Origin of the sequence: Streptomyces sp. NPDC026589 (assembly GCF_040638385.1) — a bacterium.
GTDB lineage: Bacteria > Actinomycetota > Actinomycetes > Streptomycetales > Streptomycetaceae > Streptomyces.
In genome coordinates, this window is the sequence record NZ_JBEZYG010000017.1 from 70,389 (window position 1) to 95,000 (window position 24,612).

Annotated in this window: 22 protein-coding genes and 1 pseudogene; 13 read left to right on the forward strand and 10 right to left on the reverse strand. The window is 70.3% G+C overall.

Annotation, left to right across the window (positions count from 1 at the left end; genetic code table 11):
• Positions 1 to 7: 7 nt before the first annotated feature.
• From AB0F29_RS27400 to AB0F29_RS27415, 4 genes are all read right to left on the reverse strand, one after another.
• Positions 8 to 1,273, reverse strand: a complete 1,266-nt coding sequence (locus AB0F29_RS27400; RefSeq protein ID WP_361877080.1) for an MFS transporter — start codon at positions 1,271 to 1,273, stop codon at positions 8 to 10.
• A 114-nt stretch (positions 1,274 to 1,387) separates the two neighbouring features.
• The gene (locus tag AB0F29_RS27405) at positions 1,388 to 2,143 is read right to left on the reverse strand and encodes an RNA-guided endonuclease TnpB family protein (RefSeq protein ID WP_361877083.1); all 756 of its coding nucleotides are present in this window, start codon (positions 2,141 to 2,143) and stop codon (positions 1,388 to 1,390) included.
• Entirely contained in the window at positions 2,140 to 2,265 is a 126-nt protein-coding gene (locus tag AB0F29_RS27410) for a hypothetical protein (protein ID WP_361877279.1), read from the reverse strand. Before AB0F29_RS27410 ends, AB0F29_RS27405 begins: the two co-directional genes overlap by 4 nt.
• Positions 2,214 to 2,939 (reverse strand): helix-turn-helix domain-containing protein, encoded by a 726-nt coding sequence (locus AB0F29_RS27415; protein ID WP_361877085.1) that lies wholly within the window; start codon positions 2,937 to 2,939, stop codon positions 2,214 to 2,216. The genes AB0F29_RS27410 and AB0F29_RS27415 overlap by 52 nt, the downstream gene beginning before the upstream one ends.
• A 59-nt stretch (positions 2,940 to 2,998) precedes the next feature.
• Here AB0F29_RS27415 and AB0F29_RS27420 point away from each other — a divergent pair, with 59 nt between their 5' ends.
• From AB0F29_RS27420 to AB0F29_RS27440, 5 genes are all read left to right on the forward strand, one after another.
• Positions 2,999 to 3,613 (forward strand): GNAT family N-acetyltransferase, encoded by a 615-nt coding sequence (locus AB0F29_RS27420; protein ID WP_361877088.1) that lies wholly within the window; start codon positions 2,999 to 3,001, stop codon positions 3,611 to 3,613.
• Between the two features lie 255 nt (positions 3,614 to 3,868).
• The gene (locus tag AB0F29_RS27425) at positions 3,869 to 4,363 is read left to right on the forward strand and encodes a hypothetical protein (RefSeq protein ID WP_361877091.1); all 495 of its coding nucleotides are present in this window, start codon (positions 3,869 to 3,871) and stop codon (positions 4,361 to 4,363) included.
• A gap of 37 nt (positions 4,364 to 4,400) precedes the next feature.
• Positions 4,401 to 6,701 (forward strand): hypothetical protein, encoded by a 2,301-nt coding sequence (locus tag AB0F29_RS27430; RefSeq protein WP_361877094.1) that lies wholly within the window; start codon positions 4,401 to 4,403, stop codon positions 6,699 to 6,701.
• A gap of 60 nt (positions 6,702 to 6,761) precedes the next feature.
• Positions 6,762 to 7,322 (forward strand): hypothetical protein, encoded by a 561-nt coding sequence (locus AB0F29_RS27435; protein ID WP_361877097.1) that lies wholly within the window; start codon positions 6,762 to 6,764, stop codon positions 7,320 to 7,322.
• A gap of 317 nt (positions 7,323 to 7,639) precedes the next feature.
• Positions 7,640 to 8,071 (forward strand): hypothetical protein, encoded by a 432-nt coding sequence (locus AB0F29_RS27440; RefSeq protein WP_361877100.1) that lies wholly within the window; start codon positions 7,640 to 7,642, stop codon positions 8,069 to 8,071.
• A 51-nt stretch (positions 8,072 to 8,122) separates the two neighbouring features.
• On the opposite strand, the gene AB0F29_RS27445 is transcribed toward AB0F29_RS27440, so the two are convergent.
• On the reverse strand, positions 8,123 to 8,743 hold the full coding sequence (locus tag AB0F29_RS27445) for a TetR/AcrR family transcriptional regulator (protein ID WP_361877103.1): 621 nt from the start codon (positions 8,741 to 8,743) through the stop codon (positions 8,123 to 8,125).
• A 100-nt stretch (positions 8,744 to 8,843) separates the two neighbouring features.
• On the opposite strand from AB0F29_RS27445, the gene AB0F29_RS27450 reads away from it, so the two are divergent.
• The 3 genes from AB0F29_RS27450 (at position 8,844) to AB0F29_RS27460 (ending at position 11,333) form a co-directional block, all read left to right on the forward strand.
• Entirely contained in the window at positions 8,844 to 9,584 is a 741-nt protein-coding gene (locus tag AB0F29_RS27450; RefSeq protein WP_361877106.1) for an SDR family oxidoreductase, read from the forward strand.
• Between the two features lie 105 nt (positions 9,585 to 9,689).
• Positions 9,690 to 10,004, forward strand: coding sequence for a multidrug efflux SMR transporter (locus AB0F29_RS27455; RefSeq protein WP_361877109.1), 315 nt, complete (start codon positions 9,690 to 9,692; stop codon positions 10,002 to 10,004).
• A 285-nt stretch (positions 10,005 to 10,289) separates the two neighbouring features.
• Complete coding sequence (locus AB0F29_RS27460; RefSeq protein WP_361322339.1) at positions 10,290 to 11,333, forward strand: substrate-binding domain-containing protein; 1,044 nt, start codon at positions 10,290 to 10,292, stop codon at positions 11,331 to 11,333.
• Here the strand turns inward: AB0F29_RS27460 and AB0F29_RS27465 are convergent.
• From AB0F29_RS27465 to AB0F29_RS27475, 3 genes are read right to left on the reverse strand one after another with little or no spacing between them, the layout of a single operon-like run.
• A complete protein-coding gene (locus AB0F29_RS27465) occupies positions 11,317 to 12,027 on the reverse strand; it encodes a sulfite exporter TauE/SafE family protein (protein WP_361877112.1) in 711 nt (236 codons plus the stop codon). The two genes, AB0F29_RS27460 and AB0F29_RS27465, sit on opposite strands and share 17 nt — an antisense overlap.
• A complete protein-coding gene (locus AB0F29_RS27470; RefSeq protein ID WP_361877114.1) occupies positions 12,024 to 13,502 on the reverse strand; it encodes an amidohydrolase family protein in 1,479 nt (492 codons plus the stop codon). Before AB0F29_RS27470 ends, AB0F29_RS27465 begins: the two co-directional genes overlap by 4 nt.
• On the reverse strand, positions 13,499 to 14,827 hold the full coding sequence (locus tag AB0F29_RS27475) for a uracil-xanthine permease family protein (protein WP_361877273.1): 1,329 nt from the start codon (positions 14,825 to 14,827) through the stop codon (positions 13,499 to 13,501). Before AB0F29_RS27475 ends, AB0F29_RS27470 begins: the two co-directional genes overlap by 4 nt.
• Positions 14,828 to 15,656: 829 nt before the next feature.
• Here AB0F29_RS27475 and AB0F29_RS27480 point away from each other — a divergent pair.
• The 4 genes and pseudogenes from AB0F29_RS27480 (at position 15,657) to AB0F29_RS27495 (ending at position 21,167) form a co-directional block, all read left to right on the forward strand.
• Positions 15,657 to 17,120 carry an FAD binding domain-containing protein gene (locus tag AB0F29_RS27480; RefSeq protein ID WP_361877117.1) on the forward strand — a complete coding sequence of 488 codons (1,464 nt, stop codon included), beginning with the start codon at positions 15,657 to 15,659 and terminating at the stop codon, positions 17,118 to 17,120.
• Positions 17,117 to 19,534: a xanthine dehydrogenase molybdopterin binding subunit gene (gene xdhB / locus AB0F29_RS27485; protein ID WP_361877120.1), complete on the forward strand. Its 2,418-nt coding sequence runs from the start codon at positions 17,117 to 17,119 to the stop codon at positions 19,532 to 19,534. Before AB0F29_RS27480 ends, xdhB begins: the two co-directional genes overlap by 4 nt.
• Position 19,535: 1 nt before the next feature.
• Positions 19,536 to 20,336 (forward strand): annotated as a pseudogene (gene xdhC / locus AB0F29_RS27490) (xanthine dehydrogenase accessory protein XdhC); the annotation flags it as partial.
• A 249-nt stretch (positions 20,337 to 20,585) separates the two neighbouring features.
• Entirely contained in the window at positions 20,586 to 21,167 is a 582-nt protein-coding gene (locus tag AB0F29_RS27495) for a hypothetical protein (protein ID WP_361877123.1), read from the forward strand.
• Positions 21,168 to 21,233: 66 nt separating this feature from the next.
• On the opposite strand, the gene AB0F29_RS27500 is transcribed toward AB0F29_RS27495, so the two are convergent.
• A complete protein-coding gene (locus tag AB0F29_RS27500) occupies positions 21,234 to 22,289 on the reverse strand; it encodes a saccharopine dehydrogenase (protein WP_361877126.1) in 1,056 nt (351 codons plus the stop codon).
• A gap of 216 nt (positions 22,290 to 22,505) precedes the next feature.
• Between AB0F29_RS27500 and AB0F29_RS27505 the strand changes: the two genes are divergently transcribed.
• Positions 22,506 to 24,038: an RICIN domain-containing protein gene (locus AB0F29_RS27505; protein ID WP_361877129.1), complete on the forward strand. Its 1,533-nt coding sequence runs from the start codon at positions 22,506 to 22,508 to the stop codon at positions 24,036 to 24,038.
• Between the two features lie 53 nt (positions 24,039 to 24,091).
• Here the strand turns inward: AB0F29_RS27505 and AB0F29_RS27510 are convergent, their stop codons facing one another.
• Positions 24,092 to 24,592, reverse strand: a complete 501-nt coding sequence (locus AB0F29_RS27510; RefSeq protein ID WP_361877132.1) for a hypothetical protein — start codon at positions 24,590 to 24,592, stop codon at positions 24,092 to 24,094.
• Between the last annotated feature and the right edge of the window lie 20 nt (positions 24,593 to 24,612).

Here is a 24,612-nt window from a genome sequence, read left to right on the forward strand (position 1 = left end):
CCCGGGCCTACGGCTGCGGGTCGTGGGCGTCGTAGCGGGCGAAGGCACGCCACTTCAGCGCGAGCAGAGCCACGCCGGTCACGCAGAGGACGCCGCCGCCGGTGACGGCGAGAGCGGGGGTGGCGAGGTCGGCCACCGAGCCCGCCACGAAGTCCCCGAGGCGGGGGCCGCCCGCCACGACGACGATGAAGACGCCCTGGAGCCGGCCGCGCATCTCGTCGGGCACGGCCGCCTGGAGCATCGTGTTGCGGAAGACCATCGAGATGGTGTCCGCGCATCCGGCGATCGCCAGGAACAGCAGCCCCAGCCAGAGGTTGCGGGTGAGCCCGAAGACAGCGATGGCGAGGCCCCAGGAGCCGACGGCCAGCAGGATCGCGAGCCCGTGCCGCCGGATCCGGCCGAGCCAGCCGGAGAACACGCCGCCGAGCAGCATGCCGAGGGCCGGGGCGGCGACGAGCAGTCCGGTGGTCCGCGCGTCACCCCCGTACCAGAGGACCGCGACGACCGGGAAGAGGGCGCGGGGGTGGGCGAGGACCATCGCGCACAGGTCCGTGAAGAAGGTCATCCGCAGGTTCGGCCGGGTCCCGAGGAAACGCAGCCCGTCCAGGACGGAAGCCCGCTTGCCCGTGTCGCCCTCGTTCCGCTCGGGCAGCATCGAGGGCAGCCGCCACATCGCGTACAGGGAGGCGGTGAAACAGACGGCGTCCACGGTGTACGCGGAGCGGTAGCCCCACCAGCCCACGATCAGGCCCCCCAGCATGGGCCCGACAAGCATGCCCGTCGTGGTGGTCATGGAGTTCAGTGCGTTGGCGGCGGGCAGCTGCTCGGCCGGCAGCAGCCGGGCGATCATCGAGGCGCGGGCCGGTGCGTTGAGGGCGAGGCAGACGGCCTGGAGGGCGACGACCGCGTACAGCAGCCCGACCCGCTCGACGCCCGCGAACGTCGCCGCCACCAGGACGACGGACAGGAAGAACGACCCGGCGGCGCTGAACAGGCCGAGCTTGCGCCGGTCGACGGTGTCCGCGACGGCCCCGCCGTAGAGCCCGAAGACGACCAGCGGCACGAGTGAGCAGAACCCGATGAGCCCCACGGAGAAGGCGGACCCGGTGATGTCGTAGACCTGGAGCGAGACCGCCAGCGACGTCATGCCCTGGCCGATCCAGGAGACGGTGCTCCCGAACCAGAGCCGCCGGTAGTCGGGCGAGAGCCGCAGCGGGGTGAGGTCGGCGAATATGGAGGCGCGGCGCCCGGGCGGTTCGGTCGTTTCGGTCACAGGGGATGTTGACATGCTCCTCGGGCTGAAGCCTGAGGATTCTGGCCTTCCCTTACCGGGTGCTGTGCCGCTTCGCGGCACGGTGGTGGGTGGGGGATTCCGTGGCTTCCTGTTTCAACGCGTCGTGCCGGGACCTGGGTCCCTGGTCTTACCGTCGCTCCGCAGGCGTTTTGGGTCTCCGTGATGTCCCTCGGCGACCTTGAGTGTGTACAGCCGTCTGCCCTCTTGGCGGGTGTTGTCGGCGGCGTTGGTGTCTCTGTCGTGCACGGTCCCGCACCCTTGGCAGGTCCAGGTGCGGACGCTCAGGGGTTTGGGGCCGTCGATACGGTGACAGGCGGGGTTCGAGCAGCGCTGGGAGGAGGGGAACATCCGCCCGACCCGTTGGAAGACCCGCCCGTACCGGGCTGCTTTGTATTCGAGCATGTTCAGGAAGCTGGACCAGGCCGCGTCGTGGATCGACTTGGCGAGCCTGCCGCGGGCCATGCCCTTCACGTGGAGCGTCTCGACATGGACCGCTTGGTGTTCGCGGACCAGCCGGGAGGACAGCTCGTGGTGGAAGTGGTGGCGGGCGTCGGCGACCTTGGCATGCTGACGGGCCAACGCCCGCCGTGATTTCTCCTTGTTCTTCGATCCCTTCGTCTTACGGGCATGCTCCCGCTGGAGTTTCTTGAGTTTCTTCTCCGCGCGGCGCAGGAACCGCGGTGAGGCGATCTTCTCGCCGCTGTCCAGGACTGCGAAGTGCGTGAGGCCCATGTCCAGACCCACCTCGCGCCCGGCCGCGTCCTCCACAGGCCAGCGCTGCGCGTCGGTGTCCGGGTCGGTGTCGACGACGAAGGAGGCGAAGTACCGTCCGGCAGCGTCCTTGATCACGGTGACCGTGGACGGGCGGTAGGCAGCGTGCGGGACCAGCGCACCCGGATCTGGCCGATCTTCGGCAGGATCAGCCGGCCCGTCTCGGTGATCTTCCAGCGGGCGTTCGCGGTGAAGCGCACCGCCTGCCTTTTGTCCTTGCGGGATTTGAAGGTGGGCGCACCGACCGGTGGCCCCTTGCGCTTGCCGCTGCGGGAGTCGAAGAAGGCACGGTAGGAGGACTGAGATCCCGCAAGGACTGCTGCAGCACCACCGAGGACACCTCACCCAGCCACGTTCGCCCCTCACGCTTCTTGCCCTGGGTGAGCACGGTCTTGGACAGGTCCCCGGCACCGATCCACGGCTCCTTGGCCGTGTACGCGGCACGGCGCAGCGCGAGCGCGTCGTTGAACACCACCCGCGCGCAGCCGAACGTCCGCGCCAGCATCATCTGCTGGAACGGGGTCGGTTCGAGCCGGAAGGCGTACCGCAACTGCATGACACCGAACTCTAAACACGTGCACCCCGACCGAAGAGAAATTCCCGCCCGATCATCCGATCCAGTGAACTCGCGTAACCTTCTGCGCTTTCCGGCTCCGCACGATTCCGGGGCACCCCGCACCCCGAATGGCGAGATCGGTTTCACCTCCCGACTGAAGCCGGGAGCACTGCCGATGAAACCGGTAGCCGCGCCCGTCACGGAACCACCCGCCTGCCCCGGGCCCCCGCCATCGCCTCGCGGTACGGCCGGAACCTCACGGGGAAAAGCGCCGCACGAACGGCTTTCCGCCCCTCTATCCACCTGATTCAGCCGCATTCTTGACGGGGCGCACGGAGGCCGAGGGAGCGCGCACACGTTCAGGAGAGAGGAGATATGTGATCGCCGACCGACTGGATCTGCCCACGCCCTGGGCCGCCCGTCCGCTCAGCGGCACCGCCGAGGAAGGCCGCCTGCTGTCCCGCTGGATGGGCCAGGAGTATCTGGCGGAGACCTGGCACCAGGCCTGGCCCCCGGAGCGCTGGAGTGACGAGCTGCGCCGGCTGCACGAGAGCCGGGAGGGCGGGCCGTTCCTGATCACGTACGAGGGCAGGCGGTTCGCCTATATCGAGGTCTACCGGCCGCTGCACTCCAACATCGCCGCCTTCCAGCCCGCGCTCGGCGGCGACGCGTTCCGCCTCGGGCGAGCACCGGAACAGCCGTCCGCACCAGGTCCGACACGAACGCCGTGCCCAGCCCGTGCCCGATCAGCGCCCGGTCGACGATCGCCAGGTGAAAGCCCAGGTCGTGCCGGCTCCAGGGACGTGCGCAATCTGGCCTGCCGCAGGGTGATGGAGCGGGCCTGGATGTCCTGGGTGAGAACGGTGCGGTTGCCCCACAAGGCGGCCACCCTCCACGTCTGCCTCCGGTCGCGGGTGCGGCCCGCGCCCGAGCGGCCGGGCGTCGCGGCACCTCTCGGCGGGCGGCCGGAGGCACGGCACCCGGCCGCCTGAAGTCCATCGGGCCGCTCTGCGGGGCCCGCCGGGGCGTACCGGCGGTCCCCGCAGAGCGCGAAAGCAGACCAACCACTTGATCCCGGGACATCGGGCGGCGCCGGTCCCGAAGTCTCCACCAGATGGTCACAACCACTGTCCGAGGATCGAGCTCCGCCCCGCTTGGACACCTGGTCGAGTTGCTAGCTTGGCCTGAAGCAAAGGCGCTCATCAACCGCGACGAAAAGCAGCGGACGCACGGGGGAAGGGTTTTCCATGGCATGGGACGAGTGGGAACAGCTGAAGGCGGACGCCGTCCATCGGCAGTCCACCGGGATGCAGTTGAACCAGCTCGACCCCGGGGGCGGCGGCTCGGCGGCCCTGCCCGGGCAGACCGGTGACCTCAAGGTGACCAACGGCGATCTGGTGAAGATCGGCAGCCAGGCACACGGCCTCTACGACGAGCTGTGGGGCAAGGCCCGGGTAGCCGTTCCCAGCAGCGACAAAGCGGCCGGCGACCTGAGCGGCCAGGGCTTCGCTTTGGGCGGCGGGCTCAAGCACGTATCGAAGCGGTGGGACGAGCAGCTGAAGTCGCTCATGGACGCCTGCGCCCATATCGCCAACCACATGCAAGTCACCAAGAAGGTGCACGCCGGCGACGACCACTACATCCAGCGGCAGATGAGCAGCATCGACGCCCTGGACGCCGGGTTCGACGAGCGGGTCGGCGAGCCGGGGAAGAAGAACCCGGCGTACGAGCCGAAGAAGTAGCAGCGCGACCAAGACGTAGAGGGAGAATCGACCACTCATGGATCTCGACGCGCTGCGCTTCGGCAATTTCGCGACGCTCGACGAAGCCGTCTCCGACTGGGGCCTGCTCGTACGCAACCTCGCCCAACTGAAGAAGCAGGCCGAGGACGGGTTGCGCAAGGCCGCCAACTCGGCCGACTGGGCCGGCCTGAACGCCCAGGTCACCAAGGAGTTCGTCGGCAAGACCGCCGGTGAGTTCGCCGACGCCCACACCCAGGCCAACACCATTCACAAGATTCTCACCGACACCCGCGACGAGCTCCGGCAGCACAAGAAGGACGTCGAGGAGGCCATCAGCCGCGCAGCCCGGAAGAATCTGACCGTCGTCGACAACGGCGGCGGTGGTTTCACCGTCACGATGAACATCCACCCGGACCGGGCGGCGAAGGGCACCTCCGTCCCGGAGCACGACCAGAGCGATGTCACCGCGCTGCGCGACGAAGTGCAGGGGATTCTCAAGAAGGCCACGGAGAGCGACACCTCGGCGAGCAAGGTACTGACCGCGATTGCCAATCAGTCCACGATGGGCTTCTCGGACGCCTCCTACAAGGACCGTGACTCCGCGGTCGAGGCCGTCCAGGCGGCCGAGGACCTCGCCAAAATCGCGGCGAAGAACCCTGAGGACCTCACACCCGCCGACTTCGACAAGATCAACGGCGGTCTGGACAAGTACAAGAACGATCCGCTGTTCGCCGAGCGGTTCGCCACGCAGCTCGGGCCCAAGAAGACGCTCGAGTTCTGGCAGGGCATCAACGACCCGGCCGTGAACCCGCACGTGGGCAGCGAACGGCTCGACAAGCTCGACGACCTCCAGCGCAATCTCGGCCTCACGCTCGCCACCGCCACCCAGAGCGACTCCGCCGACATGACGAGCTGGAAGGGCAACATGATCAAGCTGGGCGAACAGCCCATCGGCCGGGACGGCGGCGGTCCCATGGGCTTCCAGGTCATGAGCAACCTGATGCGGACCGGCGACTACGACGACCAGTTCCTCAAGAGCTACGGCAACAAGCTCATGGAGACGGAACGCAAGCTCACGGGCAACGGCGAGCACGAGAACATGGTGTGGCAGCACCGGGGCCCGGACCCGTGGCTCAACCGGATCGGCGAGGACAGCGGCGACGACCCGCTGACCGGCTACCTCAAGGGGCTGTCCAACAGCCCGGACGCGGCGACCGACTTCTTCAACGAGGAGTATGTCTCCAAGGAGGACTCTCCCTTCGAGCGCGATACTGACGACAACGGCAAGAACGGAAAGATCCCCCTCTCCAACTTCCAGTACCTCTTCGAGGAGCGGGAGTGGCCGCAGGAGACCAACTTCAAGGGCGACGACGACAACACCGGCCGCAACACCCTCGCCCTCGCCCTGGAGGCCGCCACGACCGGGCACCCGGCGGGTGAACTGCCGACGGTGGATACGCCCGCCCACAACGAGGGGCAGACCAAGCTCTTCGAGTCGCTCGTGGCCTCCGTCGCGGACGACAACGAACGGCTCACCAAGCACAACTACATGGGCGACAGCATCGGGCAGATCACCTCGGAGTACCTGCCGGACATCAACCGGGCCATGACGAACGACTCGGACGGGGAAACGGACAAGCTGTTCCCCGTCGCCGGCAGCTCCGCAACGCTCAACCACCGTGATGTCAACGCCCTGTTGCTGACCGTGGGGCAGAACGCCGAGGGATACGCGGCCGTGGAGGTGGCCAACAAGCAGTACATGGCGAACCTCATGGACTACCACATGAACCCGGATCTGCCGGCCGACGAGCGCTACTCGAAGGACATGCAGTTCACCCTTGAGCAGGTCGCCCAGGGGTCCGGTGAGGTGTCCGGCACCCTGGCCATCGGCCGTCAGGAGGCGGTCGCCGGCGAAGCAGAAGCAACCGACAAGAAGTACGAGCAGTCCGTGGCGCAGTGGAAGAATGCCATCTCCGGGGGTATCGGTACGGGTATCGGCGTGGGCACGTCGTTCGTCGCCAGCCCGGTCGGCGGCGCGGTGGCCGGCGGCTTGGCGGAGACGGCGAGCAGCATGGTCCTGGAATCCTTCTTCAAGGACGCCGAGGGGAAGGCCAAGGACGACGCCGGCCCTGTCATGGGCGAGCAGTGGGAGAGCGGCGTCGAGCAGAACTCGGCGTACACCGAGAAGGCGGTGGAGGCCGCGGCGAAGGCACACGGCCGCGAGGACCTGATGGACAACAGTATTGACGAAAAGGCGCGTGTGGCCGCTCAGCTCGGGTTCCGGGCCGCAGGGACGAACACCCTACAGATGTCTCCTCACTTGAAGACAGACATCTGATCGCACCTCCGAAGTCAGCACCCTTCGCACCCTCCCCGCCCCTGCCTCGAAAGGCTCGCGTTGTCTGTCCGTGAATCTCTCCGGCGTCACCGGTTCGTCGGCGCGGCCGTGTCCCTGTCGGCCGCCGTCGCCCTTGCCTCCAGCCTGGCGGGATGCTCCGGCGACGAACCGCCCAAGAAGGCGTACACCGTGCCCCCATCCCTGTGCGGGATCACCGTTGACCCCGCACTGGTGAAGGCCGCACTGCCCGGCGGCGACTCCCTCACCATGGCCACCACGAAGCCGAACGGCGGAACGGTCCGCTGCAACCTGTCCGTGGACGGCAAGGAGGCCCTGAGCCTCGCCCAGGCCTGGTGGGGGGACAGGGACAGCGCGGCAGGGGTCGCACAGGCATACGCCAACACGGACGACGGGAAGTTGTCGGACGACCTCCGCTTCCTCCACACCGGGAAAGCCGGCGTCGGTCAGACCATTTCCTCCTGCGAGGTGGCGGAGCACCCGGAGCAGGACCTCTACACGGTGGTCGAGACCCGCGACACCGGCGTCGACGACCCGGCCGCCATCGAGAAACTGCTCGTCGCCTACACCAAGGCGGTCGAAGGATCAGCCGCCTGCGGGTGACCCCGCCCGGCGCACAAGGAGGCGTCCGGCCCTGATGCGGCCGGGCGCCCCTCAGCTCTGTCCGGCCGGCTGTCGCACCGGGGAGCCGCCGAGCAGATGAACTCCCATGTGAAGACGGACATCTGACCGCATGCCCGGAGGCGTCGCCCGCCGCGTCCTCCCCGTCCCCACATCGAAAGGCTTCTCGCGTTGTCGACCCGTGTAACTCCTCGGCGTCGCCGGTTCATCGGCAGGGCCGTCGCCTTGTCGGCCGCCGCCGCTCTCGCTGCCACCCTGTCGGCGTGCTCCGGCGACGCCCCCCTAAGAAGGCGTACACCGTGCCCACGTCGATGTGCGGAATGCCCGTGGACCCCGCACTGGTGAAGGCCGCACTGCCCGGTGGTGACACCCTCACCTCGGCCACCCAGAAGCCGAACGGCGGAACGGTCCGCTGCAACCTGTCCGTGGACGGCAAGCTGGTCCTCAGCCTCGCCCAGGCCTGGTGGAGTGAGGGGCACACCACGGCGGCGGTCTCGCAGGCGTACCCCGGCACGGACGACGGGAAGTTGTCGGACGACCTTCGCTTCCTCCACACCGGGCAGGCCGGCGTCGGCAAGACCGTCTCCTCCTGCAAGGCATCGGAGCATCCGGAGCAGGACCTCTATACGACAGTCGAGACCCGCGACTCCGGCGTCGACGACCCGGCCGCCATCGAGAAACTGCTCGTCGCCTACACCAAGGCGGTCGAAGGATCAGCCGCCTGCGGGTGACCCCGCCCGGCGCACAAGGGGGCGTCCGGCCCTGATGGGGCCGGGCGCCCCTCAGTGCTGTCCGGCCGGCTGCCGCACCAGGGTGTCCCACAGGGCCACGGCGTGGTCCACGGTGGAGCGGAGCCGTTCCAGGGGCACGCCGTCCCGGGCTTCTATCGACAGCCCGTGCAGGATGGTCGCGTAGAAGGCGGCGACCGCGCGGACGTCCGTCCCCGGCTCCAACTCGCCCTCCTCCACGGCCCGCACCAGCCGCTTCTCCAGATCCGCGACCGAGGTCCGGCGCCACTGGGCCAGGTGGTCCGCGACCTTCCTGTTCTGGTGGGAGCAGTTCGTGGCCGACAGCACGATCATGCAGCCCCTCGGGGTCTCCGGGTCGGTGAAGGTGTCGATGTTGCCGCGCAGCATGGCCTCCACCGCGGCCCGCGCCGTCGGCGCCTCGCGCAGCGCGCGGTTGGTCGCCGAGCCCGCGGTGCGGTCGTAGAGCGCGACGGCCTCGCGGAACAACTGCTCTTTCGAGCCGAAGGTGTTGTACAGGCTGGCGGAGTTGATGCCCATGGCAGCGGTCAGGTCCGTCAGCTTCGTGCCCTCGTAGCCGAGCTCCCAGAACGTCTCCATCGCGCGCCGCAGCGCCGCGGCCCGGTCGAACGCGCGCGGTCGGCCTCTTTCGGCCATGTCTGCCTCCTCGGGGATGGGTTGACCCGTGGTCATCCTGCCTGTTTAGTATTTCTAGATCGTTCGACTCAGAAATCAACCTTAGCGTGAATGGAGCGAGATGCCTCAGCTTGCGGGCAAGGTGGCACTGGTGACCGGGGGAAGCCGCGGCATCGGTGCCGCGACCGCCCTCCGACTGGCGGAGGAGGGCGCGGACGTCGCCCTGACGTATGTGAGCGCGGCCGACAAGGCCCAGGAGGTCGTCAAGGCGATCGAGGCTCTCGGGCGCAGGGGCCTGGCCATCCGGGCCGACAGCGCGGACCCGGCGGCCGTCGTCCGGTCCGTCGAGCAGACTGCGGCGGAGCTCGGCCGGCTCGACATCCTGGTGAACAACGCCGGCGTCTTCCCCTACGGCCCGATCGAGGGCGTGACACTGGAGGAGATCGACCGCACGCTGGCCGTCCACGTGCGCGCCGTCTTCCTGGCCACCCAGGCGGCCATCCCCCACCTGGGACACGGCGGCCGCATCATCAGCATCGGCAGTTGCTGGGCCAACCGCGTGCCGGTCCCCGACGTGACGCTGTACGCCATGAGCAAGTCGGCGCTGATCGGCTTCACCAAGGGCCTGGCCCACGACGTGGCGTCCAAGGGGATCACCGCGAACATCGTGGACCCGGGGCCCACCGTCACCGACATGAACCCGGACGGCACGGACGAGGCCGAGGAGGAGCGGCTGAGGACCGCGGCGAAGGTGCTGGGCGCGGCGGCCGACACCGCGAAGGCCGTGGCCTTCCTCGCCGGCCCGGACGCCCAGTGGATCACCGGCACCTCACTGGCGGTCGACGGTGGCTACACCGCCTGACCCGACAGGGCCGCCGGACGGCGACGAGCAACGGCAGAAGGAAGCTACGGTGCGGCGCCCATGGCCACCGGCGGAACGGTGACACCGACGACGAGAGGAGCAGCGATGGCGTGGGTGATCCTGACGGCGGCGGGTCTCCTGGAGATCGTCTGGGCCCTGGCCCTGAAGGAATCGAACGGCTTCACCAGGCTCTGGCCCAGCGTCATCGGCGTCTGCTTCGCCCTGCTGAGCTTCGTGCTGCTGACCTTCGCCCTGCGTGAGGTGCCGGTCGGCACGGGCTACGCGGTCTGGGTCGGCATCGGCGCGGCGGGGGTCGTCACCGCCGGCATCGTCCAGGGCGAAGCCGCGTCCGCGGCGCGGCTGGCCTGTGTCGTGGCGATCGTCGCCGGGGTGGTGGGGCTGCGGCTTCTGGAGGCTTGAGCCGGTGGGGTGCCGGAGCTGGAACGTCCCGGCGCATCCGCGTCGTGCCGGTGCGGATGTGGCGGTGTGCCGGTGCGGGTGCGGCTGTGCCGGTGGCGGTGCGGGTGTGCCGGAGAGCCGGTGCCAGTGTGCCGGCACCAAATCCGTTGCCCGATCCCGATCCCGCTGCCGGTGGCGGAACCGTCCGGGTCGGCCCGCCGGCCGTTCCGCTGCCGGACGCCGCTCGGGGAGGCCGGTGGGCGAAGATGGGGTGCCCCGTCCTCAGCCCGCAAGGAGTGTCCGTCGATGCCAACCTCCGGTCCCGGCTCGCGGCCACCGACGATCGCTGATGTCGCGCGGCTCGCCGAGGTGTCGCGTACGACGGTCTCCCACGCCCTCAACGGGATCGGCAAGGTCGATCCGCGGACCAGGGAACGTATCAAGCGGGTCGCCGCCGAGCTCGGCTACCGGCCCAACCTCCGGGCCCAGCGGCTGCGCCGGGGGGAGGCGAAGGCCATCGCGCTCGCCTCCTCGATGCCGTTCGCGGTGGCCGGTGGGCCGTCGCGGCTCGGGTTCTACATGGAGATCGCCGCCGCCGCCGCGGAGAGCGCGTTGCTCCACGGTTACGCGCTGGTGCTCGTACCGCCCGTGCAGTCGGGGTCCGCCCTGTACTCCGTCGACATCGACGGCGCCATCGTCGTCGAGCCGGACGTGAACGACGCCGCCGCGGCCCAGTTGAGGGAGCGGGGCCTGCCCTATGTGTCACTCGGCCGGCCGGTGTCGCCGGACGACACGTCGCCGTACGTCGATCTGCGCGGCGGGCCGGTCGCCGAGTTGCTGTTCGCGCATCTGCGCGAGCAGGGTGCCCGGCGGCCCGCGCTGATCGTCGGCTCCGGGTCACGCCACTCGTCGGTCGACGCGCGCGCCGCGTACGAGCGGGTCGCCGAGCGGTACGGCTGGGAGCCCGTCGTGGCGAGCGCCCCGGAGGCGGGCGGCGAGCAGGCCGGGTACGAGAGCTGTGCCGCCCTGCTGGCCGAGCATCCCGGGACCGACGCGGTCTGCGCGCTGGTGGACGCGTTCGCGGTGGGCGCGGTGCGGGCGATCCGGGACAGCGGGCGGACCGTACCGGGCGACGTCATGGTCGTCACCCGCTACGACGGGCTGCGTGCGCGCACCTGCGAGCCGCCGCTGACCGCCGTGGACCTTCATCTGGACCGTGCGGCGGCAGCCGCGGTGGAGCTGCTGCTCGGCCGGCTGCGCGGGGAGGGCGCCGCCGCCACGGTGGCGACGGCGCCCGAGCCGCGGGTGGTTCCGCGTGCCTCGTCGCTTCGGGTCACAGCCCGAGCATGAGCACCAGACCGGAGACCAGGGCGAAGGCGAGGACGCACAGCCTCATGCGGCGCGCGTCCAGCCGGTGGTGCACCAGCCGGCTCAGCCACGCGCCCACGGCGATCACCGGCAGCAGCGCCGCCGCGAGACCCAGGTGTCCGGGCTCGCCTTCCCCGGTCGCGAACAGCAGGCCCAGCGAGGCCACTTCCCCGACGAGGAAGCAGGCGGCGACGGTCGAACGCAGTTCCGCGGGCGGCCGGTGCTGGTAGACGAGCGCGAGCGGGGGCCCGCCGACGCCGGTCGCGGTCTCCGTGAGTCCGGTCACCACGCCCGCCCCGAGGTAGGCGGCCCGACCGGGAGTGAAGGCGGGGGCGGCCAGGCTGACCACCGCGGCCAGCACGGTGGCGATGCCGACGAACAGGCCGATGCTGCGGTCCGGGATCAGCCAGAGCAGCGCGAGCCCGGCGGGCGTGGCGGCCAGCCGGGCCGCGGTGATCCAGCCCGCACCGCGCAGGTCGATCGAGGCGCGTTCGCGCCAGGCGACGTACAGATTGAGCGGGATCATGGCCGCCAGGACGAACACCGGGAGCAGACCGGGGTCGAGGATCCCGGCCACGGGCGCGACGATCAGGGCGAAGCCCAGACCGCTGCTGCCCTGGACGAACGCGGCGACGGCCACCGTGACGGCGAGGACCACGAGAGCTTCCGTACTCACCGTGCGGTGCTCCCCTGACGCGCCGCCGACGCTGCGGTGCTCCCCCGCCGTGTCGCCGTGGTTGCGGTGCTCCCCTGCCGTGCCGCCGTGGACGTGGGGTGTACGCGGGTGATGGGCGCTCTCTCGACGGCTGTACGGGCCAGTTCGGCCGCCTGCCGTACGAAGGCGGGGCCGTCCCAGCCGGTGGGCAGGCCGCGCCACAGCCGTAGGTCTCCGGCGACGAACACGGCGGTGATCTGGTCGCGGTTGCCCCGGCGTACCAGCTCCCACGGCACGTCCCGGGAAAGTGCCAGCTCGGGGGTGGTGAGGTCGACGAGGAGGAAGTCGGCGGCCAGCCCCTCGGCGACCGTGCCGGTGCGGGCTCCGAGGCCGACCGCGTCGGCCCCCCCGGCGGTGGCGTGTTCGAGCCAGGTCCAGCCGGCGCCGCACGACGAGTCCCCGGTGGACAGCCCGTAGGCGATCCGCTGGGCGAACTCGGCCGCGTCCGCGAGCCGGAACCCGTCGCCGCGGGTGCCGTCGGTGCCGAGCCCGAAGCGGATGCCGCGTTCGGCCATCGCGGTGGCCGGGGCGACGGCGTTGCCCTTCCAGGCGCTGGCCACCGGGTTGTAGCTGACGGCGGTCCCGGTGTCGGCGAGCAGGGTCAGTTCGCGGGGGGTGAGCAAGGTGGCGTGGGCGGCGAGCAGTTGAGGGCCGAGCGCGCCGATCCTGTGCAGGTGTTCGAGCGGGCGCAGTCCGTGCCGTACGAGGGAGCGTTCGACACCGGCCAGGTGCTCGTTGACGTGGATCTGCACGATCGCGCCGGCCTCCGCGGCGAGACGGGCGGTGCGGTGGAGGGTCGCCGAGGTGGCCGCCTCGGGGATCGAGACGGCGAGGGAGGCGTGGACCAGCGGATCGCCGTCGTACCGGGCGAGGTGCTTCTCGGCGCTTTCGAGGACGGCGGTGGTGGTCGCGGAGTCCTCGGCGGCGGTCGCGGCGTCGCCGGCGACGTCGTTGCACACGAGGCCGAGTACGCAGCGGATTCCGGCGTCACGAGCGGCCGACGCGACGACGTCGACGTCCACATCGGCACGCGTACCGGCGTCGGTGACGGTGGTGAAGCCGCCGCGCAGGGCCTCCAACGCCGCCAGTTTGGCCGCGACATAGGCCGATTCCTCGTCCAGCGCCCCCTCCAGCGGGACCCAGACCCTGCGGAAGATCTCCGACGGCTCACCGAAGGCGAGCGCGGAGCCGAAGCTCTGGGTCAGGTGGTGGTGGGCGTCGACGAAGCCGGGCATCAGGAGATGGCCGGGCAGCGTGACGGCGTCGAGGTGCGGGTGCGTACGCGCCAGTTCCCCGGCGGGTCCGACGGCGCGGAAAAAGCCGTCGGCGACGACTACCGCGTATCCGTCGGCGGGCCCTTCCGGCAGCAGCACGGCATCGGGTACGAGGAGGAGCGGGCCGGAGGAGTCGAGGTGGTCGCGGGTGAGCTGGTTCATCGGTCGCTTTCCGTGCGTGATTCGGTCAGCCGGGCGGCGACGCGCGGCCTGACGTGGTGAAACAGGATGTTGAGTACGGCGGCGACGAACGCGCCGACGGCGACGCCGCTTTCGAGGAGGATGCGGACGTTCGGCGGGAAGCCGGCGTACACGCCGGGGATGAGGATCGGCAGCAGGCCCAGCGCCAGGGCGACGGCGCAGATGAACGTGGAGGTGTGCCGGTCGAGGTCGGAGCGGCCGAGCATCTGCACGCCGAGCACGGTGATCACCGCGAAGACGACCATCGCCGTGCCGCCGACCACGGCGGACGGGACGACACTGATCGCGCGGGTCACCGGCGCGAGGAACCCGATGACGATGAGGACCACACCGGCGGCGGCGGTCACGTAGCGGCTGCGGACGCCGGTGACCCGGACGATCCCGATGTTCTCGCCGCTGGTCACCATTAGCGGCAGCCCGAAGAACCCGCCGAAGAGGGAGGTCAGCGCGTCACCGCGGACGGTCTTGGGGACGTCGGTGCGGGTGTCGATCTCCTTGCCGACGGCCTCGGCGTTGATGACCGTCTGGCCGGTGGCCTCCGCCATGGAGGCGAGGCTGTAGAGCATCAGCGGCAGGGCGGCGATCAGGCTGAACTGGGGCGAGCCGAACGGCATCAGCTCCGGCACGCTGACCAGACCGCCTTCGGCTGCGCCACTGAGGTGGATGCGGCCGAGGAACCCGGCCAGCACCGTGCCGGCGACCAGCCCGAGCATGACCGCGAGTTGCCGCAGGATGCCGGTGAACAGCAGGTAGAAGACGACGGTGAATCCGATCGTCGCCATGCCGAGCGCGAGGTTCGTCGTATTCGCGAACCCGGGCTCGCCGGGCCGGCCGGTGACGAGGACCGCCCCGACCTTCACCAGGTTGACCCCGACGATGACGATCATGGTGCCGATGACCAGGGCCGGGAAGAACCTCAGCAGCCGTGAGAAGACCGGCAGGACGACGAAGTAGAAGGCCGCGGTGAGAATGACCGCGCCGGTGGCGGTACGCAGACCGTGCTGCTCGGCGATGGCGATGAACAGGATGAGCGGCGCGCCGCCGGGCAGCATCACGAACGGCAGCCGGGGGCCGAACTTCCACGGCCCCAGCGACTGGATCAGCGACCCGACGCCGGAGAGCACGAACGCCGCGGAGAGGAGGTTGACGGTCAGGCCGGCGTCGAGGCGGAGGGTGGCGCTCATCAGGAAGATCGCTGAGATGGGGGTGGCGGCCATGACGAGGACGTGCTGAATCCCGAAGAGGACGATCCGCCCCACGGGGCGCGACTCGTCGACGGGGTGCACGGCGGGGCGCGACTCGTCGGCCGAGGGCGGGGCGGTGCGCGACTCGTCGGCCGAGTCCCGGGCGGGTCGTGACTCGTCGGCCGCGTGCGGGGCGTCGGCGGGATGCGGGGCGTCGTGCGTGACCGGCTCCGGCGTCGGTGGTTGTTGTTCCGCTCCGGGTGCGGGCTGGCGATGACTGGACACGTTGGAGCTCCATTCGGGCGTGAAGAACGCTCGGACATCAGCCGCGATCCAGCCCCGAACGGAGGGCCAAATCGATTTGGCCAAATCGATTTGGCCGTCAGTATGGGGAGCCTCCGCGACCGCCGTCAAGAGCTGCGAGACGGCCCGCATGGCCTTGCCCCGCGGGCCCACCGGGACCGAGACGCCCCGTACTCGCCCCCGAAGGGCGCTCACGCGAGGTGAGGTGCGGCGCCGGACTGCCTCTTGACCTCCCTGACGGCAGCAACTACGTTGCCGTGAACCGCCGACCCCCCGGCGCTCGAAAGGAGGCGACCAGCTGATGTTCACCTACTCCGACCTCGGTCGCCTCGCCGAGTGCACCGCCTGGGTCCCGGGGCGTATCGCGCACGGCTGCTGAGCGCGCCCCCCTTCTCCTGTGCCCTTCCGTGGCACCTCTGTGGCACCTTCCGGCTGCCCCGCTTCGCCGCTTTGCCCCTTTTCCATCACTTCTTTCGCGGCGCACCGCTGTCCGTGCGCCGCTTCGCGCCCGCTCCTCTCCCGTGGCGCGTCCGAATCAAGAGAGCTGTCCGACTTTGACGAAGACACTGACGAAGACACTGACGAAGATGATGAACCCGCCCACCGCGCGACGGAACGAAGACCTGTCGTGACGACGCCACGCATCACGGTCAACGGGACCGAAGCCCCGATCTCACCGGCCGCGCCCCACACCACGGTGCTGGACTTCCTGCGCGAGCGCGGCCTCACCGGCACCAAGGAGGGCTGCGCCGAGGGCGAGTGCGGCGCCTGCGCGGTCCTGGTCGCCCGTCCCGGGACGAACGAGCCCACCGACTGGGTGGCGGTCAACGCCTGCCTCCTCCCGGCCGCGGCGCTCGACGGACAGGAGGTGGTCACCTCCGAGGGGCTCGCCACCGTCGGTGCGGCCGGCCCGCCGGGCACGCTTCACCCGGTGCAGGAGGAGATGGCGTTCCGCGGCGGCTCCCAATGCGGTTACTGCACACCGGGGTTCGTCTGCAGCATGGCCGCCGAGTACTACCGGCCCGACCGCTGCGCCCACGCGGACCCGGCCGGGGGCGCCGACCCCGAGCACGGGCCGAACGGCTTCGATCTGCACGCGCTGAGCGGAAACCTGTGCCGCTGCACCGGATACCGTCCGATTCGCGATGCCGCGTTCGCCGTCGGCGCGCCCACCGACGAGGACCCGCTCGCCCAGCGTCGTGCACAGTCCCCGCCCCCGCCCGTCGCCACCGAGTACGTCCGGGACGGCAGCACGTTCCTGCGGAGGAACACCCTGGGCGAGACCCTGCGGCTGCTGCGCGAGCGGCCCGACGCGGTGGTGGTCGCCGGCTCCACCGACTGGGGCGTCGAGGTGAACATCCGCGCCCGCAGGGCGGATTGCGTGATCGCCGTCGACCGGCTGCCCGAACTGCGCGAACTGCGCGTCGCATCCGACGCCGTCGAGATCGGGGCGGCACTGACACTCACCGAGATCGAACGCCGCCTGGACGGCCAAGTCCCGCTGCTGGCAGAGCTGTTCCCGCAGTTCGCGTCGCGGCTCATCCGAAACGGCGCGACGCTGGGCGGCAATCTGGGGACCGGCTCCCCCATCGGAGACAGCCCGCCCGTGCTGCTCGCACTGGAGGCGTCGGTGGTGCTCGCCGACGCCGACGGAGAACGGCAGGTCCCCCTCGCGGAGTACTTCACCGGCTACCGGCAGAACGTGCGCCGCCCCGGCGAACTGATCCGCGCGGTGCGCGTCCCGCTGCCGCTGTCGCCGGTCGTGGCCTTCCACAAAATCGCCAAGCGCCGCTTCGACGACATCTCCAGCGTGGCGGTCGCCTTCGCCCTCGACGTCGAGGGCGGGATCGTCCGGAAGGCCCGCATCGGTCTGGGCGGAGTCGCCGCCACCCCGATCCGCGCCCTGGCCACCGAGAAGGCCCTGGAGGGCAGGCCGTGGGCGGCGGAGACCGTCGAGGCCGCGGCGCGGGTGCTGCGGGCGGAGGGCACGCCGATGAACGACCAGCGCGCCAGCGCCGCCTACCGCTCCGCGATGCTGGGCCAGAGCCTGCTGAAGCTGTACGCGCAGACGACCGAGGCGGTTTCCTCATGAGCCAGCTGTCCCAGCGCCCCGCGAAGCCGGTCGTCGGCGTCTCGATGCCGCACGAGAGTGCCACCCAGCACGTCACCGGCGCCGCGCTCTACACCGACGACCTGGTCCATCGCACGAAGGGCGTGCTGCACGCCTACCCGGTCCAGGTCATGAAGGCCCACGGCAGGATCAGCCGGCTGGACACCGGGCCCGCGCTCGCCGTGCCCGGTGTGGTCCGCGTACTGACCGCCGCCGACGTGCCCGGCGTCAACGACGCCGGCATGAAGCACGACGAACCGCTGTTCCCCGACACGGTGATGTTCCACGGCCACGCGGTCGCCTGGGTGCTCGGCGAGACCCTGGAGGCGGCCCGGCTCGGGGCGGCGGCCGTCGAGGTCGACCTCGACGAACTGCCCTCCCTGATCGCGCTGCGGGACGCGATCGCGGCCGGCAGCTTCCACGGGGCCCGGCCCGTGATGCTCACCGGCGACGTCGACGCCGGCTTCGCCGACTCCGCGCACGTGTTCTCGGGCGAGTTCCACTTCTCCGACCAGGAACACTTCTATCTGGAGACGCACGCGGCGCTGGCCCTGGTCGACGAGAGCGGGCAGCTGTTCGTCCAGAGCAGCACCCAGCACCCCTCCGAGACCCAGGAGATCGTCGCGCACGTGCTCGGCCTGCACAGTCACGAGGTGACCGTGCAGTGCCTGCGGATGGGCGGCGGCTTCGGCGGCAAGGAGATGCAGCCGCACGGCTTCGCGGCCGTCGCCGCGCTCGGCGCCCGGCTGACCGGCCGGCCGGTCCGGGTCCGGCTCAACCGCACCCAGGACCTGACCATGTCCGGCAAGCGCCACGGATTCCACGCGGAGTGGAGGATCGGCTTCGACGCCGAAGGCCGTATCCAGGCCCTGGACGCCACCCTGACCGCGGACGGCGGCTGGAGCCTGGACCTGTCCGAGCCGGTGGTCGCCCGTGCGCTGTGCCACATCGACAACACCTACTGGATCCCCAACGCCCGGGTCGCGGGCCGTATCGCCCAGACCAACAAGGTCTCCAACACCGCCTTCCGGGGCTTCGGCGGACCCCAGGGGATGCTGGTGATCGAGGACATCATGGGCAGGTGCGCGCCGCTGCTCGGCCTGGACCCGATGGAGCTGCGGGAGCGCAACTTCTACCGGCCGGGGCAGGGGCAGACGACGCCGTACGGGCAGGTGGTCACGCACGCCGAACGGATCTCCACCGTCTGGCGGCAGGTGTGCGCCGACGGCCGCGTCGCCGACCGGCGGCGGGAGATCGCGGCGTTCAACGCCGCCCACCCGAACACCAAGCGGGGTCTCGCTGTCACCGGGATCAAGTTCGGCATCTCGTTCAACCTCACCGCCTTCAACCAGGGCGGCGCGCTGGTCCTGGTCTACAAGGACGGCTCGGTCCTGATCAACCACGGTGGCACCGAGATGGGTCAGGGCCTGCACACCAAGATGCTCCAGGTGGCCGCGACGACGCTGGGCATCGGGCTGCACAAGGTGCGCCTCGCCCCGACGCGGACCGACAAGGTGCCCAACACCTCCGCCACCGCGGCCAGCGCGGGGGCGGACCTCAACGGCGCGGCGGTGAAGAACGCCTGCGAGCAGATCCGCGAGCGGCTGCTCCAGGTGGCCGGTGGCCGGCTGGGGACGAGCGCCTCGGACGTGCGTATCGTCGAGGGCGTCGCGCGGGCCCTCGGCAGCGACGACGAGCTGGCCTGGGACGACCTGGTGCGCACCGCGTACCTCCAGCGCGTGCAGCTGTCGGCGGCGGGCTTCTACCGGACCGAGGGGCTGCACTGGGACGCGAAGGCGTTCCAGGGCTCACCGTTCAAGTACTTCTCCTACGGTGCCGCAGCGGCCGAGGTGGAGGTGGACGGCTTCACCGGCGCGTACCGCCTCCGGCGGGTGGACATCGTGCACGACGTCGGCGACAGCCTCTCCCCGATGATCGATATCGGTCAGGTCGAGGGCGGTTTCGTGCAGGGCGCGGGCTGGCTGACGCTGGAGGACCTGCGCTGGGACACCGGTGACGGGCCGGGCCGCGGCCGGCTGCTGACCCAGGCGGCGAGTACGTACAAGCTGCCCAGCTTCTCGGAGATGCCGCAGGAGTTCCACGTACGGCTGCTGGAGAACGCCACCGAGGAGGGCGCGGTCTACGGGTCCAAGGCCGTGGGTGAGCCTCCGCTGATGCTGGCGTTCTCGGTACGGGAGGCGCTGCGGCAGGCCGCCGCGGCGTTCGGACCGCCCGGCGTGAGCGTGGAACTCGCCTCGCCCGCCACGCCGGAGGCGGTGTACTGGGCGGTCGAGGCGAGCCGTCGGGCCGTCCCCTCCCCGAACGGTCACGCCGCCGACGGCCTCACCGCCGAAGCCGGGAGTCCGACCGGGACAGCGGCGTTGAGCGGTGCCTGACATGACCTGGTTCGGCGCGGTCGCGCGGCTGCGAGCACGCCGGGAGGCCGGTGTGCTGGTGACCGTCGCGACCGTGCGCGGCCACGCCCCTCGGAACGCCGGCGCGAAACTCGTCGTGGGGCGGAGCGAGACCTGGGGCTCGATCGGCGGCGGCAACGTCGAGGCGGTCACGATCGACCGGGCCCGGGAGCTGATCGCCACGTCCTCGGCCGAACCGGAGCTGCTGGATTTCGCCCTGAACGACAAGGTGACCAACCGGCACGGCGTGCAGTGCTGCGGCGGCACGGTCTCGGTGCTGCTCGAACCGCTCCCGGTGGTACGGGCGGTGGCGATCTTCGGCGTCGGGCACGTCGGGATGGAGCTGGCGCGCGTCCTGGCGCGGCAGGACCTCGACCTCCATCTGATCGACAGCCGCTCGGACATCCTCGCCGAGGAGCGGCTCGCCGTCCTCGCGGACGCGGTGGCGGGGGTGCGGGTACACCACACTCCGCTGCTGCCCGAGGAGGTCCTCGACGCGTTGCCGCGCGGCACCCACGTCCTGATCATGACCCACGATCACGCCGAGGACGCCGCTCTCTGCGACGCCGCCCTGCGGGCACCCCACCTCGGCTCGATCGGGCTGATCGGGTCGGCGGCCAAGTGGGTGCGGTTCCGCAAGCGCCTCCTCGCGGAGGGAGGTCACGACGAGGCGGCCGTCGACCGGATCAAGACCCCGATCGGGCTGGCCGACATCACCGGCAAGGACCCCGCGACCATCGCCGTGAGCGTCGCGGCCAATCTGCTGCGCACCTTCGAGGCAGAGGCCGAGCGGAGCGAGGAGCGGGACCCCCACCGTGACGAGCCGTTGGGCGCCGGCCTCGACGGGAACGCCCACCCGGCCGCCCGGGGCGGGTGCCGCAGCACCTACACCGAGAAGTCACCTCATGTGGATGGGTAGGCACCGAACCCGCTCGGGTGGCTTCGTCGGGGCCCCGCCGGGTTCATGGTCGGTGTCGGCGTCGGCGGCATTGACGCGGGCGAGATCCGGTCGGAGAGCGTCGACAATGGAGCCATGGATCTTGAGCTCCGCGCGTGGGCGCGCGATTGGTCCGATCGCCTCGGACCGGCGCTCGAGCGGGCCGTCCTGACGGTCGCAGGACAGTCACCGGCGGACGATGTGGTCGGCGTCGGCATCGCGACCGACGCCGGCGCCACGTCGATCGTCGCCTTCGCGCACTCGCGGCATCATCTCGACGGGATGACCGCCGAGGAACCGGAGTTCGCCATCGACGTGAAATGGCACCTCGGCGAGTGGGATCTGGACATCGTCGGGGTTCAGGGGATCGACGACCCACTGGCGCCGATCCGCGCCGAGGCAGAACGGGCGCGGCAACGCTTCACCGGTGCGGGCGCCGACCCCGTCGCGGTGCCGGGCCTTCGCGTGTTCCGCAGGGCGGTGTGGGACTCGATCTCACAGACGCTGACCGACGCGGTTGCCCGTGGATTCTTCGAGCAGTGGCCGAACGCCGTCCGGGTCTTCCTGCCACTCGACGCCGACGTCTCGGGTGACGACATCGCGCGGTGGAACGCCGCACTGAACGATCCGGCCGACACGGCGGAGTTCCGGGAGTTCCTGGAGATCGACACCGCCTGAGGCGGACCGTCCGCACGGCGACGGAGGCTCGCCCTCGGCGGCGTCCTTCCTTGCGCTCCGGGCCGTTCAGCCCCGCCTGCCCAGTGAGGCCACAGCGTGACGGAACGCCCCCCGGCAGCGGTCCCAGACTTCTGAGCCCTCCCGCAACGACAGGAGGAGGGGCCACAGGTCGGCGGAGAAGGCCCTGCTGGCCTCGGCAGGCACGAGGGAGGGGAGGTTGTCGATGGCGATGATGTCCAGGGGCCTGGGGCCCTCGCGCAGCCGTTCTACGGGGTTGTCCCAGTCGGTGATGTGGTCGTGGACGGGAAGGGTGTCGAGGTCGGAGCCCACGTCGCAGGTCACGTCGGCGATCACCGACAGCCGCCGCCGCTCGTTGTCGAGGTCGGCCTTCGTCAGGAACGGAGGCACCGGCCGACGGGATCCGACGGTGTTCACGAGGATGTCGTGGGCAAGCAGGGCGTCCCGGTCCAGGTCCCGGGTGTCATCGGACCCCCAACAGGTCGGCTCGATGCCGGCCGTCCTGAGTGCGTCGCAGGCCCCGTGCCCCGAGCGTCCGTCCGCGCCGATCACCACGGCGGTGACGCCGCTCCCGCGTCGGCCGGGGGCCAGCCGCCTGCGCAGTTCCGTGCTGGATGAGGAGGCGAGCGGCGCCGTCAGCTCGCCCCGGTACTGAAGAACGGCGAGTGTGGCGCCCGCGTAACCCGCCCAGTAGCCGAAGGCCGCGATCCGGTGGCCTTCGGCGTCGAGGAGCTGTTCGAGGTCGAGCAGAGTACCGCCGCCTGCCTGGAAGCGCCGCAGCAGCCGCGGCGCCTCCGGCTGCCCCTTGTAGGCGTGGCCGAAGAAGAGGTGTTGGTGCATCAGGTTCGTAGGCTCGGCGGGTAGTTCCTTGAGGCCCAGGATGACGTCCGTCGCAGGGCAGTGACTCGCCCAGCTGCCCTGCGGTGCGATCGCGCAGCCGCCATCGGCGTACGCGTGCGCGGAGAAGACGCGCTGCGGGGATTCCTCGACTGTCAGGTGCACTCCGCTCGCGATCAGCTTGCGGGCGTCTTCCGGCACGAGCGCGGCACGCCGTTCGTTCCGCCGGGACTCGTGTCTCATCCAGATGCGCAGCATGTCAGGCATGGGGCAAGTGTCCGCCGCGGATCATCGACCGTGCAGCTCGCCGCGCCCGTGTGTCACCTCTCGGCACCGGCGGCGAGCCGCAGCCGATAGGGGTCGGCCTCCGTCAACTCAATACACAGAGACACCCGTTGGTGACTTTGCCGACCGGATGACCGCATGTCTTGTTGGAATCGATCGACAACCGGCTGTAGTGGGCGGTCGGTGAACGGTGAAGGGATGACAGTGAGCACTCCACAGGCGGCAGCCACCGGCAGCGAGGACTCGGCACCTCGGATCAGCACGGTCGCGGGGACCGGGGTCGCGGGGTTCAAGGGGGACAACGAGCCGGCTGTTTCGGCGCAGCTGAACCGTCCGTACGGGCTCGCGGTGGACAGCGCCGGCACCCTCTACTTCTCCGACCACTCCAACCACCGGGTTCGGAAGATCACCACCGACGGGAAGATCAACACGGTCGCAGGAGCGGCCGCCGGTTTCCGAGGAGACGCCGGCCCTGCCGTCTCGGCTCAGCTGAACGGCCCGCGTGAGGTGGCGGTGGACCGCGCCGGAGCCGTCTATATCGCCGATTCCTCCAACCACCGGGTCCGGAAGATCACGCCCGACGGGCAGATCACCACGGTCGCCGGCATGGGCACCGCCGGGTTCAGCGGGGACGGCGGCCCCGCCACCGCCGCACGGTTGAACCTCCCGATGGGGGTAGCGGTTGACAGTGCTGGAGTCCTCTACGTCTCCGACTACCACAACCACCGGATCCGGAAAATCACGACCGATGGGAAGATCAGCACTGTCGCCGGCACGGGCACTGCGGGCTTCGGCGGAGACGGCGGTCCAGCGGCGACCGCCAAGTTGAATAACCCGTACGCAGTGGTGCTGAGCGGCGAAGGCGATCTTTTCATCGCCGATTCCGCCAATCACCGGATCCGGAAGATCAAGGCTGCCGATGGGCAGATCAGCACGGTCGCCGGCACGGGCACCGCGGGCTTCGGCGGGGATGACGGCCCAGCGGCCTCGGCCAAGCTGCACACCCCCTTGGGGGTGGTGGCGGACAGCACCGGCATCCTCTACATCTCCGACTACGGTAACCACCGGGTTCGGAAGGTCACGCCGGACGGGCAGATCAGCACGATCGCGGGCAAAGGCACTGCCGGCTTCGGTGGTGACGACGGCCCGGCCGCATCTGCCCAGCTGAGTAACCCGTTGGGACTTGCTGTGGACTGCGTTGACACGCTCTACATCGCGGACTACAGCAACCACCGCATCCGGAAGATCGCGTCGGAGAAGATGGCCGGGCTGCCCGAGTCGGGCACCGTGGTCTCCTGGACCAACGTGCGCAGCAAACTACGGATGGGGGTCCTGCGTGAGTCCACCAAGGACGGGGCCGAGATCCACCAGTCCCTCACCTCCCCCCGGGCGCACCAGCGGTGGCGGCTGATCGCCTCGGGCCAGGACGACGGCGAGGTCCTGTACCGGATCGAGAACCTGCGCAGCGGCAAGGTCCTGGAGGTCGTCGGAGGAGGCACCGTGGACGGCGCGGTGGTCGCGCAGCGAGCGTACGAGGGCAGCGACGCCGAGCACCAGCAGTGGCGGCTGATCCCGGTGGGGTCGGTTACCGACACCCCGCGGGTCTATGAGATCGCGAACCGCAACAGCGGTCTGCTCCTTCGCGTCGACACCAACGCCCCCACGGTGATCAAGCAGTACGGGGCCCAGGGCGACCACCGCGACCGCCAGTGGCAGCTGCTCCCGGTGTGAACGCACGAGTGGTCAGGGGCGGCGGCGCCCCTGACCACTCGGATCGGGAAAACCTACTTGGAGTCGGCCGGCTTCTCGGCGGTGGCCTTGGGCGCCTTGGGAGGCTCCTCGGCCTTGGGCGACGCCGGGGCGTCGGGAGCCTTGAAGTCGTCCCTCTTCGGCGCCTTGAGGCCCTCGTCCTTCTGCAGGTCGCCGTTCTGCTTCACCGTCTCGCTGGACTTGTCCATGCCGGCGGCCGCGGCCGTGGACACCGAGCCGGGGTCCTGGGCGTAGGCGGCCTGGGTGTCGGCGGATGCCCGGCTGGTCTGGATGAAGGAGGCGAGGAAGCCCAGGATGACCCGCGCCTCGGATGCCTGCTCCTGCACGATCTTCGCCCGGTGGGAGGCACCATGGATCCCGCTCGTGAACAGGCTCGCGGTCGTGTCGTCGTACGTGTCGTCAGCCGCGTCCTCGAAGTCGACACCCGCTCCCGGTTGCGGCTTGTCGCGGTCGGTGATCACGGAGAAGAGCCCCGCGCCTTGTCCGGCGGAGTCGAAGACGTTCTTGAACACCATGCTCGTCACCTCTGGTCGTT

Coding starts and splice junctions, on each gene's coding strand:
- AB0F29_RS27460 (WP_361322339.1), top strand. CDS start 10,290: ATGCCAACCTCCGGTCCCGGCTCGCGGCCACCGACGATCGCTGATGTC.
- AB0F29_RS27470 (WP_361877114.1), bottom strand. CDS start 13,502: ATGAACCAGCTCACCCGCGACCACCTCGACTCCTCCGGCCCGCTCCTC.
- AB0F29_RS27445 (WP_361877103.1), bottom strand. CDS start 8,743: ATGGCCGAAAGAGGCCGACCGCGCGCGTTCGACCGGGCCGCGGCGCTG.
- AB0F29_RS27415 (WP_361877085.1), bottom strand. CDS start 2,939: ATGCGGCTGAATCAGGTGGATAGAGGGGCGGAAAGCCGTTCGTGCGGC.
- AB0F29_RS27450 (WP_361877106.1), top strand. CDS start 8,844: ATGCCTCAGCTTGCGGGCAAGGTGGCACTGGTGACCGGGGGAAGCCGC.
- AB0F29_RS27495 (WP_361877123.1), top strand. CDS start 20,586: ATGGATCTTGAGCTCCGCGCGTGGGCGCGCGATTGGTCCGATCGCCTC.
- AB0F29_RS27505 (WP_361877129.1), top strand. CDS start 22,506: ATGACAGTGAGCACTCCACAGGCGGCAGCCACCGGCAGCGAGGACTCG.
- AB0F29_RS27500 (WP_361877126.1), bottom strand. CDS start 22,289: ATGCCTGACATGCTGCGCATCTGGATGAGACACGAGTCCCGGCGGAAC.
- AB0F29_RS27510 (WP_361877132.1), bottom strand. CDS start 24,592: ATGGTGTTCAAGAACGTCTTCGACTCCGCCGGACAAGGCGCGGGGCTC.
- xdhB (WP_361877120.1), top strand. CDS start 17,117: ATGAGCCAGCTGTCCCAGCGCCCCGCGAAGCCGGTCGTCGGCGTCTCG.
- AB0F29_RS27430 (WP_361877094.1), top strand. CDS start 4,401: ATGGATCTCGACGCGCTGCGCTTCGGCAATTTCGCGACGCTCGACGAA.
- AB0F29_RS27455 (WP_361877109.1), top strand. CDS start 9,690: ATGGCGTGGGTGATCCTGACGGCGGCGGGTCTCCTGGAGATCGTCTGG.
- AB0F29_RS27425 (WP_361877091.1), top strand. CDS start 3,869: ATGGCATGGGACGAGTGGGAACAGCTGAAGGCGGACGCCGTCCATCGG.